We start from the raw sequence: 12,786 nt of genomic DNA, 5'->3' as shown, positions 1-12,786 counted from the left end.
ATGAATAGCATAGCGATCGCAATTAATCTCATACGTCGTACGTTCGGGAACAAGAAAGGCATCCTGACCTTCCTTCTCGCTCCTTCCTTGGTCGTAGCGCTCGTCATCAGCTTCCTCGGCTCCGGCTCGTCGCAACCCACCGTGGCCTACGTGAACGGGGATCGGGAAGGACTCGGCGGTTATGTGATCTCCGCCCTGGCCGATTCTGGGGAATACAGGCTCGTACCCGCGCCGTCTGCCGAGGCTGCCAGGCAATCCGTATCGGAAAATAAGGCGGCTGCCGCGATTTTGATCCCGGGTACGTTCGGAGTTCGGCTGCTGCAGGGAGCGGGAGCCGAAGTCGAGATGATTCAGATGCGGGTCGACGAGCAGACGTTCGGGCTGGAGCTGGCTGTCGAGCAGACGATCCGCGGCATGAACCAGGCGGTTGCATTTGCGAAGGAAGCGGGATCGGCCGGCCCGGACCTGCTGCAGACGGTCGAGCGTATCTGGATTCAGCAGCAAAACAAGCAGGTCGGCGTAACGAAGACCGATCTCGGTCTGGAAGTGAGCCCGGCAGTGGATATGGCTACGGGGATTTTACTCGTATTTATGTTAAGTCTGGTGACCAGCTCCGTGGCGTCGATCGTGGAAGATAAGAGAAACCGGACGATGACCCGGATGTACACCGCGCCGGTTCGTGCCTGGGAGATTGCAGCCGGCAACTTTATCGGCAGCTTCGCGATCGGTACGATCCAGACGGTGATCGTGCTTGTGTTTTCCCGGTACGCCCTCGGGTTCGATTACGGGGTCGGATTCTGGCTTCATTTCCTGGTGATCGAGTTTTTCCTGCTCGCCGCTATGGGACTCGGCTGTACGATCGCCGGCCTGGTCCGGAATCCGAATCATCTTGGCGCGATTAATTCGCTGATCATCACGCCGACGTGCATGCTGGGCGGTTGCTTCTGGCCGGTCGAGCTGACTCCGGAGTTTATGCAGAAGCTGTCCAATATCGTGCCGCAGCGGTGGGCGATCGATGCGCTGAGGCAGCTCGCGGCCGGAGAGTCTCTGGCCGGGGTTTCTTTGCAGCTTGGCATTCTTGTGCTGTTTGCGGTTATTTTGCTCGGATTCGGCTCCGTCGTGCTGCGGCCAAACGAGAGCTGATCCCGGGAACCCTCCTCCTTGCAGTACGCAGGGGAGGGGTTTTTTTGTATTTTGAACCGTCTGCCCTGTCCGGCGGCAAGTGCAAGCGCTCCGAATTTTTTACCCGTCCGCTTTAAAAATAATCAATAATCCAAGTTGCTAAATCATATGATCCATAATAAGATAAAAGTAAGCGGCAAAGTTGTCTGAACATTCTGTCAAAAAGTGCAGCGATTGATCAACGGGGTGCAAGCCTAAAGCAGACTTTCAGCGCGACAACGATTCAATCTACAGCCCGTACGTCCGGTTCGGACGCCGAAAGACGGTTTATAGTAATGACAAGGGTGTTCATTGTGTAGGAGGGATTGCCGTGAACAAAAGTTATGAAGTAGAGTACTGCAACCTGGAGTTGCGTTTTGACCGCCGGCAAATCCGCAACTTTATCAAGTCGCTCATTCAGGAAGGCTACTCCTTGTACTGGAACGAAAACGATCAGCAGTTCGTCATCTCGATCCGTACGGGCCGCAAGCTGATCAAGCTGAAATTCCAGCGGATCGGGGACCGCTACAAAATCGTCGGCGATTATTCGTTCAAGGACGAGAAGCTGTCCGAGCTGATGGAGAAGATGATCGGAGACACACGCGGCCACGCTATCGTCAAACGGTTCCGGGAGCGGCAGATTGTAATCGAGAACATCATGTTTGGGGAAATTATCCGCATGGTGGAGATATCGGGAGTCGAGCACAAAATTCTGTTCCAGAAAGAGCCTGTCGTTACGCTGGACGAAATGGTTCAGGCGTTTAAATCGAAACGGGCGGAAGAACGGGTGGCGGTGCTGCGACTGGAGCTCGATTACGAGCTGGCGATCCTGCACGAAGCGCTGCAAGACAACGATGAAGAAAAAGCCGCCGAAAGTAAAGAACGTCTGAAGGAGATGCGCAGCGAAATGCTGCAGCTGGAGATGTAAATGAACAGTAGAGCAATGACGTAACGACCGTCTCAGCCGTGCCAGAGCACCGGGGAGATGGTCGTTTTCGCTGTCCGGCTTCTTGCGCGCGAAAGCAGGGGAACGAGGGGGCCCGATTGATCGTTAGACCGGAAAAGCGGCTGCGGATTCGCTCTTGTTAACGTGTGCATAGATGTGCTAAAATCAAGGCAACAAGAGGTGGTAGGATGTCCGTAACGATCAAAGATATTGCGCGTATGGCCGGCGTGTCGCACACGACCGTGTCGCGGGCGCTGAACGACAGCCCGCTCATTCACGAGGAAACGAAGCGGAGAATCAGGGCACTGGCGGAGCGGCTCGACTACTCTCCGAATTACAGCGCCAAAAGTCTGGTGCTCGCCCGTTCTTACCACATCGGCTTGTTTTTTTCCACGTTGTCGAAAGGAACGTCGTCCAACTTCTTTCACGAGACGGTTAAGGGCGTTCATGGCGCGGTTCAATCGAAGTATCATCTGATTGTGAACTCGATCGACGATTACGACGGCAACTTTGCCGGGGTCACCCGCAAGACGTTCGACGGGGTCATCGTCATGAGCCAGAGCGACCGGGACGAAGCGTTCATATCGTATGTGGCCGAGAAGAACATTCCGCTTGTCGTTCTGAACCGGAATGCCGAGCCTGTATCCGCCGTCAACGTTCTGGCCGACGACCGGGCCGGCGTGTTCCGCGTCGTGGAGCATATGATCTTGCAAGGCCACCGAAGTATTGCGGTTATTGAAGGCAAGGTCACGTTTAAATCTTCGCATGCCCGTAAGGATGGCTATTTGCAAGCGCTTCGGCAATACGGTCTGGAACCCGATCCCCATTACGACGTCGTAGGCGGTTATACGCTTGAGGGGGGCTACCGGGCGATGCAGGAGCTGCTTACGCGCAAGCCTTTGCCTACGGCGGTATTTTGCTCCAGCGACGAGATGGCGGTTGGGGCGATGAAGGCGATCGCCGAGCACGGACTTTCGGTGCCGGGCGATATTTCCGTCGCCGGATTCGACGACGATGTATTTTCCGCGTTTTTATCGCCCGCGCTTACGACCGTGAAGCGTCCGGTCGAGACGATCAGCCGGATCGGAGCGGAGAAGCTGCTGCGGGTTATCGAGAAGGGGTATCCGTCGAAGGAGACGCTGTATGTCGAGACGGAACTGCTCGTGCGTGAATCGGTCAGGGGGATTTGACAGATAGTAGGATGAGAGGGAGGCAGCAGGGATGAGCATTTTACGGACATTGCTGGACGATATTCCGATACCCCAGATGGTACGGATTCGTCAGAAGTTTGATGCAACTAAGGTCGACGATATTGAAGGGGCTCTGCGCGGAGAATTGAAGAAGCCGGGAGCGATCGAGACGATCAAGCCCGGACAGCGGGTCGCCGTTGCCGTAGGCAGCCGGGGCGTGGCGCATATCGCCGAATTTACGCGGATTACGATCGATGCGATCAAGGAAGCCGGCGGCTTGCCGTTCATCGTGCCTTGCATGGGCAGTCACGGCGGCGCCACCGCCCAAGGCCAGATCGAGGTGCTGCATCATCTCGGCGTTACCGAGGAATCGACCGGCGCTCCCATCTTGTCCTCGATGGAAGTGGTCAAGATCGACGAGCTGTCGAACGGCTTGCCGGTGTATATCGATAAATACGCCTACGAAGCCGATGCGATCGTCGTCATTAACCGGGTGAAGCCGCATACCGCCTTCCGCGGACGGATCGAAAGCGGCATTATGAAGATGATCGCCATCGGTCTCGGCAAGCAGAAGGGCGCCGAGGCGTGTCATCAGCTCGGGTTTAAATATATGGCGGAAAACGTACCTGCGATGGCGAAGATTATGCTCGACAAGCTGCCGATCTTGTTCGGCGTAGCGCTTGTGGAGAATGCTTACGACGAAACTTGCCGCGTCGAGGTGCTACCGGCCGCGGATATCGAACACCGCGAGGAGCAACTGCTCGAGGAAGCGAAATCGCGTCTGCCGAAAATCTTGTTCGACCAGATCGATGTGCTCGTGATCGACTATATCGGCAAAAACATTAGCGGCGACGGGATGGACCCGAACATTACGGGCCGGTACCCGACCCCTTACGCCCATGGCGGGCCTGACGTATCGAAGATGGTCGTGCTCGATCTGACGCCGGAGACCAAGGGCAACGCCAACGGGGTCGGAACGGCGGACTTTACGACCCAGCGGCTGGTGGACAAAACGGATTGGCCGGCCACCTACGCCAATGGGTTAACCTCGACGGTATGTGCGCCGACGAAGCAGGCGACGACGTTCGAAAGCGATTTGTACGCGATCAAAGCGGCCGTCAAAACATGCAATATTCTCGACTACACGACATGCAAGATGGTCCGGATTCGCGATACGCTCCATCTCGGGGAGATTGAAATATCCGTCAACCTGCTCGAGGAAGCGAGAAAACATCCGGATATCGAAATATTGACGGAGCCTTACGATTTGCAGTTCGACGATGAGGGGTATTTGCCGAAATGACCGTTAACCGCAGCTCCAAACGATATGTCGTAGCCGCCGATATCGGCACGACGAGCACCAAAACGCTCGTCATCGACCGGGACGGCCGGGTGATTGCCGGCCATTCGATCGAATATCCGCTGTATACGCCGACGCCGGACCGGGCGGAGCAAGATCCGCTTGAGATTTTCGCAGCCGTTGTCCGCGGCATCCGCGAGGTGATCGCCAAGGCCGCCATATCCGGCTCCGACGTCCTGTGCGTCTCGTTCAGCTCGGCGATGCACAGCCTGATCGCGGTCGACCGCGAGCTTCAACCGCTTACGCGCTGTATTACGTGGGCGGATAACCGCAGCGCCGATCTCGTAGCGCCGCTCAAAAACGAAATGAACGGCATGGGCATCTACCGGAATACGGGGACGCCGATTCATCCGATGTCGCCGCTGCTGAAGTTGATGTGGATGAACCGTTACGAGCCGGAGCTGGTCGACCGGACTTATAAGTTTATCGGGATCAAAGAATTCGTCTTTGCCAAACTGTTCGGCAAATTCGTGATCGACTATTCGCTGGCCAGTTGCACCGGATTGTTCAATCTGCGCCAGCTCGAATGGGACGAGGAGGCGCTGCGTGTCGCCGGCGTGTCGCGGGACCAGCTGTCCGAGCCGGTATCGACGACGCATATCGAGACGGGCTTGTCTTCGGCCTACGCGGCGGAGATGGGACTTCCCGCCGATACGCCTTTCGTGGTCGGCGCTTCCGACGGCGTTCTCGCCAATCTCGGCGTAGGCGCCTTCGAGCCGGGCGTATACGCGGTTACGATCGGGACAAGCGGAGCCGTGCGCGGCACGGTCAACGAGCCGCTTACCGATCCGCAGGGCCGTCTGTTCTGTTACGCGCTGAAAGAAGACTTCTGGGTCGTAGGCGGCGCGATTAATAACGGCGGCATCATGTTCCGCTGGGTGCGCGACCAGCTCGCTACGCTTGAAGCGGAAGAAGGCCGCCGCCGGGGGATGGACCCGTACGATTATTTGACTTCGATCGCCGAACAGGTCGCCCCCGGGTCGGACGGGCTTATTTTCCTGCCGCTGCTCGCCGGGGAGCGGGCCCCTTATTGGAACGCCAACGCGCGCGGCGTCTTTTTCGGACTGTCGCTCTTCCATGAGAAGAAGCATATGATCCGATCCGTGCTGGAAGGAGTCGTCTACCGGATTCATTCGGTCGCCATGGCGCTCGAGGAAGTCGGGGGACCGACCCAAGAAATTCGCGCTTCCGGCGGTTTCGCCCGTTCCGCTTTTTGGAGACAGATGATGGCGGACGTCCTCGATACGCCGGTGACGGTTCCCGACTCGATCGAAAGCTCCGGTCTCGGGGCTGCCCAGCTCGGACTGCTCGCGCTCGGGGAAATTCGCGATTTCTCGTCAATTCACGGCTGGGTGCGCTCCAGTATCCGCCACGAGCCGAATGCGGTCAACCATGCGGTTTACCGCGAGCTGACGTCACTATACGCCGACGTTTACCAGCAGTTGAAAGGGTCGTTCGACGCGATCGCCGCTTTTCAGAAAAGGCATGTGGGCGGCGAGTTGCGCTCCTAAGCGCGAGTTCGTCGGGTTTTCTGCACCGAGAAGACGGGATGAAGCGAGGAAATTGAGGAGCGGGCTTGTTGGACATCCTCTATAAACCAATTGGATCTACATATCGGGAGGGAAACGGGATGAATTTATTCGATTTAACGGGGAAAACAGCAGTCATTATCGGCGGAAACAGCACGCTTGGCGGTTCTATGGCGATTGCGCTCGGAGGTCACGGAGCGGATGTGGCGATCGTCGGCCGGAATTTGGAGAAATGCGAGCAGGTGGTAGCGCAGGTTCAAGAAACCGGTGCCAAAGCGAAAAGCTTCAGCGCCGATACGACCGATGCGGAGCAGCTTCGCGGCGTACTGGCCGAGGTGCTGGCATGGACGGGTCGGGTGGACGTGCTTATGAACTGTCCGGGCAAAAACAGCGCCACTCCGTTTTTTGAGATTACCGAAGAAGAATGGGACTCTATCATGGACGTTAACCTGAAAGGCGTTATGCTGGCGTGCCAAGTATTCGGCAAACATATGGTGGAGAGCGGAGAAGGCGGCAGCATCATCAACATCTCGTCCGTCTCCTCGGAGCCTCCGCTGTCCCGCGTATTCACCTATTCGGCGTCCAAAGCGGCCGTCAACAACCTGACCAAAAACTTGGCGCGCGAATTCGCTCCGAGCCGCGTCCGCGTCAACGCCATCATTCCGGGTTTCTTCCCGGCCGAGCAAAACCGCAAAATTTTGTCGCCGGAACGGATCGCCTCGATCATGACCCATACGCCGATGAACCGGTTCGGCGAAGCGCACGAATTGCAAGGCGCCGCCGTATATTTGGCCTCCGAAAAAGCGTCCGGATTCGTTACGGGATCGCTGCTGCGGGTCGACGGCGGATTTGGGGCTATGACAATTTGATGAAAATGGGATAGAATAATGAAGTGCCGCATCGAAAGCGGGCTTCATACATACTTTCGGATAAGGGTGATTAACGATGTCAAAACAACAAATCGGAGTCGTCGGTTTGGCCGTAATGGGCAAAAACTTGGCGCTTAATATCGAAAGCCGCGGCTTTACGGTATCTGTCTATAATCGTTCCCGTGAGAAGACGGACGATCTGATCAGCAACGAAGCGAAAGGCAAAAATCTAGTTCCGACCTATTCCGTGGAAGAGTTTGTCCAATCGCTGGAGCGCCCACGCAAAATTTTGCTGATGGTGATGGCGGGAAAACCGACGGACGATACGATCTCCCAGCTGGTTCCACTGCTTGAGGAAGGCGATATTTTGATCGACGGCGGCAATGCTTATTTCCCGGACACGCAGCGCCGCAACAAAGATCTCGAAGCTCAAGGCATCCGGTTTATCGGTACAGGGGTATCGGGCGGCGAAGAAGGCGCTCTGAAGGGACCGGCCATTATGCCGGGCGGCCAGGAAGATGCATACCGGCTCGTGGAGCCGATTCTGACCGCGATTTCCGCCAAAGTGAACGGCGATCCTTGCTGCACGTATATCGGACCGGACGGAGCCGGCCATTACGTCAAGATGGTTCATAACGGCATCGAGTACGGCGACATGCAGCTGATCTGCGAAGCGTACCAGCTGCTTCGGGACGTGCTTGGACTGAGCACGCAGGAGCTTCACGAAATTTTCTCGGAATGGAACAAAGGCGAGCTGGACAGCTACCTGATCGAGATTACCGCCGATATTTTCACCAAGACGGACCCGGATACGGGCAAACCGATGGTCGACGTTATTTTGGACAAAGCCGGACAAAAAGGGACGGGCAAATGGACAAGCCAAAGCGCCCTCGACCTCGGCGTTCCGCTCTCGATCATTACCGAATCGGTATTCGCACGGATGCTGTCGGCGATTAAAGACGAGCGCGTACAAGCAAGCAAACTGCTCAAAGGACCTCAGCAGCTGCCGGCTGCTCCCGAGAAGGGCGCCTTCATCGAAGCGGTTCGCAAAGCGTTGTACGCCAGCAAAATTTGCTCGTACGCGCAAGGTTTCGCTCAAATGCGCGCAGCCTCCGACGAGTACGGCTGGAATTTGAACTATGGCAATATCGCCATGATATTCCGCGGCGGCTGCATTATCCGCGCCCGCTTCCTGCAAAACATCAAGGAAGCGTATGACGCTGAGCCGGGCCTCAAAAACCTGCTTCTCGACCCGTATTTCAAAGATGTCGTGGAGTCTTACCAGGATGCGTGGAGACAAGTCGTTTCCGTTGCCGTATCGCGGGGAATTCCGGCGCCTTGCTTCGCGTCCGCGCTGGCTTATTACGACAGCTACCGTTCCGAGCGGCTTCCGGCCAACTTGCTGCAGGCGCAGCGGGATTACTTTGGAGCGCACACGTACCAAAGAGTGGACAAGGAAGGTTCGTTCCACTTCCAGTGGATGAATTAATCGGAATTTGAAGCTTTGCCGGGTGCCGGTTCCGGCGCCTGCCACAGCCCGTAGGTCGCTTCCATCAGCGAAGCCCGCAGCCGTTCGGCTTCATTGACGCAGCTCGGTCTTCGCTGGAGAAGCATCGTGGCGGCATCGGCATAGTTTTGAAAGTTTTTCAGCAAGCGTGGCTGGGGGAGATCCAATAACCGGGGATCTTGCTCGGCCACCTTTTTTTTCACATATTCGAGCACCCAGATGACATCTTCCTTGCATAACGAATGGCTTGGACTTAAAATTTGCTCCAGCCGGTTGCCGGGCGGCCTAGGAAACGCAGCCGATTGCATCGATACCGTTCAGCTCCTTTGAAATGAAAAAAAGTGTATTAATAATCATTACTATTCTCCTTGGGAATTATTCACAAATCTTTTGCGTTGCGGTGCGGTTTTCTAAAGAAAGATCAGTTTTCCGTGTCACATCCGGCCGCTTTCGCTCGTCTTGTATAGATGGGAAAAAACTGGGTGAATGGTGATCCATAAAAGGGAGCTGGCGATTTTGCGGATTGAAACGGAACAATGGTACACCTCCTACAAGCCTTTGTTGTTCTCGCTGGCGTATCGGATGCTGGGCAGCGCTGCGGATGCCGAGGATATCGTCCAGGATACGTTTCTGGCGGTGGCGCGGCTCGATGTGTCGCAGGTGACGAATATCAAATCGTATTTATGCAAGATGGCGACGAACCGGTGTCTGGACCGGTTAAAATCGGCGGCAGCCAAAAGGGAGACGTACGTCGGCCCGTGGCTTCCGGAGCCGATCGATACGAGCGCCCGGCCGGAAGATCCTTACGATATGTATATGCTGAAGGAATCGATATCGACCGCGTACTTGCTTATGCTCGAGCAGTTGTCCGCGACGGAACGTGCCGTCTTTTTGCTCCGCGAAGTGTACCGGTACGAGTATGAGGAAATAGCCGATATCGTCGGCAAATCGTCGGCGAATTCCCGGCAGATTTTCCGGCGTGCGAAGAACAAGATCGGCGAAAATCCCGAAATCGAAACGAAGAGCGATCCGAGCGCCCGGCAGGAACTGGTCACAAGTTTCGTCGAAGCGATGAGCACGGGCAACGTGGCCCGGATGCTGGAGCTGCTCGCACCTGATGCGGTATTGCTCAGCGACGGCGGAGGCAAGGTGCGCGCCGCGGTGAATCCGCTTCTCGGTCCGGACCGGATCTGGCGTTTTTTCGAAGGGTTGCGTCAAAAATACGCCGTCGAATTCCGCGGCGAATGGCGGATGGTCAACGGCGCGCCGGGGTTCGTTCAGCACCGGCAGCATGCCGTATGGATCGTCACATTCCATATACGGGAGGGCCGGATCGAGTCGATCTATATCGTAGCGAACCCGGATAAAACCGCCCGGTTTATCGGAAACGCTATAAAACAGTGAAGCGGCGTTCCAAGCCGGGGGCCGTTTTGCCTGTAAGGGTGCGGGGGACGGAACGGCCGGGAGTCTTCCCTTTCCGGGGTTTACCCGTTATGATAGGATAGGAAATGACAAGAAGGGGGAGCGGGATATGAACGCCCGGAACGTAGTGCTGGTTGGGTTTATGGGGACGGGCAAATCGACCGTGGCGTCCTTGATCGCGGAACGGCTCGGCTGGAGCAAGGTCGATCTGGATACGTCGATCGAAACGGCGGAGCGCGCCACCATCCCGCAATTATTTGCCGGTCAAGGAGAGCCGTATTTTCGCCAGGCGGAAACCAATGCGCTCATCCGGGAACTGGAAGGCCGCGAGGGACAAGTCGTGGCGACCGGCGGAGGCGCCGTATTAGCCGAACAGAACCGCGCCATTATGCTCGGCAACGGGCTCGTGGTCGCGCTTACCGCCAGCGTGGAGACGATCCTGGAACGCGTGCAGAACGACCCGAACCGTCCTTTATTGAAGGGGAATGCTGCGGCCTCGGTGCCGGAGCTTCTGGAAAAGCGCAAGACAGCTTACGACTTCGCCCATCTGCGTATCGATACGACCGGGAGAACGCCGGAGAGCATCGCGGACGAAATCGTCGGGCATGTCCGGAAGTTACTCGTTTAATCGCGGTTTGCGGCCCGGGAAGCGATTCTTTTTCCAGTCAGGGAAGATACGATCGAGGGAGACGGTGTTATGACGGTTCTGTTCATCGGACTTGCCGGAGTGCTTGGCGCACTGGCGCGTTACGGGGTCAGCCTGGCTGTCGATCCGTATGTCTATCCTCTGTTCCCGCTGGCTACGCTGCTGTGCAACTTCTCAGGCAGCTTCGCGCTCGGCTGGCTGTCCGGCGGAGGCGCGCTGCGGCTGGGCTGGTCCGAACGGACACGTATGGCGGTGACGACCGGCTTCGTCGGCTCGTATACGACGTTTTCCACATTCGGAGCAGAGACGGTTCACTTTCTGGACAGCGGACACGGGTGGATGGCGGCGGTTTACGTCATGACCAGCCTGTGGGGCGGGCTGCTGCTCGCCTGGGCGGGCGGCCGTCTTGCGGAAGCAAGGAAGAGCGGAGGCGAAGCGGTCTAATGTGGGGGAACGTCGCTCTGGTTGCGGCTGGCGGATTTTGCGGGGCCATAGCCCGCTATTACATATCCAAAAAGATGGGGGAACGATTCCAAAGCAGCGTCCCGTATGGTACACTGACAGTAAACTTGACCGGCTGCTTTCTGCTCGGACTGCTCATCGGCGGAGACTGGGGCAAGCCTGATCTGCTGCTGCTTGCCGGAACCGGATTTATGGGGGCGCTGACCACTTTTTCCACGCTGCAGTTGGAACTCGTGGGACTAGCCAGGAAGTCGCGCTACCGCGCGCTTATCGGATACATAACGGCAAGTTACGTACTCGGAATTGGATTATCGTATATCGGCTATTGCGTCGGTCGAGCGATCTGACGCCCACATCGCAGAGGGAGAGATGACAGTAAGATGAAAGCCATAGTAAAACCTACCCCGGTATTAAACGGGGAAATCAACGCCCTTTCCTCCAAAAACTACACGACCCGGTATATGCTCGTAGCGGCGCTGGCGGAAGGGACAAGCACGATCCGTTATCCGGCGCACAGCGAGGACAGCGATGCGATGCGCCGCTGTATTCGCGATCTCGGAGCGGAACTGATCGAAGAAGGCGATACGATGACGATCCGCGGCTTCGGCCGCCATCCGAAGCAGGTTTCCGAGCTGAATGTCGGCAATGCGGGTGCGGTGCTGCGATTCCTCATGTCGGTCGCGGCGTTTTGCCCGGAGCTTACGTTCGTGAATACCTATCCCGATTCGCTTGGCAAACGTCCGCACGACGACCTGATCACCGCTTTGGAGCAGATGAACGTTCGTATCGAGCACAACAACGGCAAGCTGCCGATCACGATCCGCGGAGGCCAGCCGAAGGGCGGACGGATTCAAGTATCGGGCAACGTCAGCTCGCAATTTTTGAGCTCTCTGCTGTTCATGACGCCGCTGCTTGATGAGGACAGCGAAATTGAAGTGCTTCACGATCTGAAATCAAAGGTCGTCGTCGGCCAGACGCTTGAGGTGATCCGGCAAGCCGGTATCCGGATCGAGGCGAGCGACGATATGATGCATTATCGCATACCCGGAAGGCAACGCTATGAAGCGAAGGAATATGTCGTGCAGGGCGATTATCCCGGCTCGGCGGCGATTCTTGCTGCTGCTGCGGTTACGCAGTCCGATGTCCGCGTACTTCGTCTTGAAGAAGAGAGCAAGCAGGGAGAGCGCGCGGTGGTCGACGTGCTGCGGGCGATGAACGTACCGCTTACACACGAGAGAGGCGTCGTTCACATTAAAGGCGACGGCAGCTTGCAGGCGGTCGAATTCGACGGGGACCATTTTACCGACGCGGTGCTTGCGATGGTAGCGGCAGCCGTATTTGCGAAAGGAACGTCGCGTTTCTATAATGTAGAAAATTTGCGCTACAAAGAATGCGACCGCATTACCGATTACTTGAACGAGCTTCGCAAAGCCGGAGCGGACATCGAGGAGCGCCAAAGCGAGATCATCGTCCACGGCAAGCCGGAAGGCGTGGAAGGCGGAGTCGAGATCGACGCCCATTACGACCATCGGGTCATTATGGCGCTTACTGTCGTCGGACTTCGTTCCAAAGGCGGCTTGACGATTAAGGACGCTCACCATGTAGCCAAATCGTATCCGCATTACTTCGAGCATCTGAAATCGATCGGCGCCGACGTCCAATTGATCGACTGAGTCGGGCCCGCTGCGGCCGGC

The 12,786-nt window shown here is 56.8% G+C and carries 13 protein-coding genes; 12 read left to right on the top strand and 1 reads right to left on the bottom strand.

Translation table 11 applies throughout. From position 1 onward, the window contains the following. The 7 genes from PV433_RS14950 (at position 1) to gndA (ending at position 8,544) form a co-directional block, all read left to right on the top strand. Positions 1–1,143 carry an ABC transporter permease gene (locus PV433_RS14950; RefSeq protein ID WP_332072880.1) on the top strand — a complete coding sequence of 381 codons (1,143 nt, stop codon included), beginning with the start codon at positions 1–3 and terminating at the stop codon, positions 1,141–1,143. A gap of 349 nt (positions 1,144–1,492) precedes the next feature. Next, a complete protein-coding gene (locus PV433_RS14945; RefSeq protein WP_190926433.1) occupies positions 1,493–2,089 on the top strand; it encodes a hypothetical protein in 597 nt (198 codons plus the stop codon). Between the two features lie 206 nt (positions 2,090–2,295). Further along, positions 2,296–3,297: a LacI family DNA-binding transcriptional regulator gene (locus PV433_RS14940; RefSeq protein WP_332072879.1), complete on the top strand. Its 1,002-nt coding sequence runs from the start codon at positions 2,296–2,298 to the stop codon at positions 3,295–3,297. Positions 3,298–3,328: 31 nt separating this feature from the next. Beyond that, entirely contained in the window at positions 3,329–4,600 is a 1,272-nt protein-coding gene (locus tag PV433_RS14935) for a lactate racemase domain-containing protein (RefSeq protein ID WP_332072878.1), read from the top strand. Next, a complete protein-coding gene (gntK, locus tag PV433_RS14930) occupies positions 4,597–6,168 on the top strand; it encodes a gluconokinase (protein ID WP_332072877.1) in 1,572 nt (523 codons plus the stop codon). Before PV433_RS14935 ends, gntK begins: the two co-directional genes overlap by 4 nt. Before the next feature lie 119 nt (positions 6,169–6,287). Further along, a complete protein-coding gene (locus PV433_RS14925) occupies positions 6,288–7,055 on the top strand; it encodes an SDR family oxidoreductase (RefSeq protein ID WP_190926441.1) in 768 nt (255 codons plus the stop codon). A 76-nt stretch (positions 7,056–7,131) separates the two neighbouring features. Then, the gene (gene gndA, locus PV433_RS14920) at positions 7,132–8,544 is read left to right on the top strand and encodes an NADP-dependent phosphogluconate dehydrogenase (protein ID WP_332072876.1); all 1,413 of its coding nucleotides are present in this window, start codon (positions 7,132–7,134) and stop codon (positions 8,542–8,544) included. Here the strand turns inward: gndA and PV433_RS14915 are convergent. Then, the gene (locus PV433_RS14915) at positions 8,541–8,870 is read right to left on the bottom strand and encodes a hypothetical protein (protein WP_332072875.1); all 330 of its coding nucleotides are present in this window, start codon (positions 8,868–8,870) and stop codon (positions 8,541–8,543) included. The genes gndA and PV433_RS14915 overlap by 4 nt on opposite strands. Before the next feature lie 214 nt (positions 8,871–9,084). Here PV433_RS14915 and PV433_RS14910 point away from each other — a divergent pair, with 214 nt between their 5' ends. The 5 genes from PV433_RS14910 to aroA all read left to right on the top strand — a co-directional run bounded on the left by PV433_RS14910 (position 9,085) and on the right by aroA (position 12,765). Continuing rightward, positions 9,085–9,966, top strand: coding sequence for an RNA polymerase sigma-70 factor (locus PV433_RS14910; RefSeq protein ID WP_332073074.1), 882 nt, complete (start codon positions 9,085–9,087; stop codon positions 9,964–9,966). A gap of 127 nt (positions 9,967–10,093) precedes the next feature. Then, positions 10,094–10,612, top strand: a complete 519-nt coding sequence (locus PV433_RS14905; RefSeq protein ID WP_332072874.1) for a shikimate kinase — start codon at positions 10,094–10,096, stop codon at positions 10,610–10,612. Positions 10,613–10,681: 69 nt separating this feature from the next. Continuing rightward, positions 10,682–11,074, top strand: coding sequence for a fluoride efflux transporter FluC (locus tag PV433_RS14900; RefSeq protein WP_332072873.1), 393 nt, complete (start codon positions 10,682–10,684; stop codon positions 11,072–11,074). Beyond that, positions 11,074–11,439, top strand: coding sequence for a fluoride efflux transporter CrcB (gene crcB, locus PV433_RS14895; RefSeq protein ID WP_332072872.1), 366 nt, complete (start codon positions 11,074–11,076; stop codon positions 11,437–11,439). The genes PV433_RS14900 and crcB overlap by 1 nt, the downstream gene beginning before the upstream one ends. Before the next feature lie 33 nt (positions 11,440–11,472). Beyond that, complete coding sequence (gene aroA, locus PV433_RS14890; protein WP_332072871.1) at positions 11,473–12,765, top strand: 3-phosphoshikimate 1-carboxyvinyltransferase; 1,293 nt, start codon at positions 11,473–11,475, stop codon at positions 12,763–12,765. Positions 12,766–12,786: the final 21 nt, after the last annotated feature.

Source organism: Paenibacillus sp. GYB004, from assembly GCF_036577605.1.
In the GTDB taxonomy this organism is placed as follows: Bacteria; Bacillota; Bacilli; order Paenibacillales; family NBRC-103111; genus Paenibacillus_AB; species Paenibacillus_AB oceani.
Note: the sequence above shows the minus strand (reverse complement) of the source record. Positions and strands in the feature narration are given on the sequence as shown.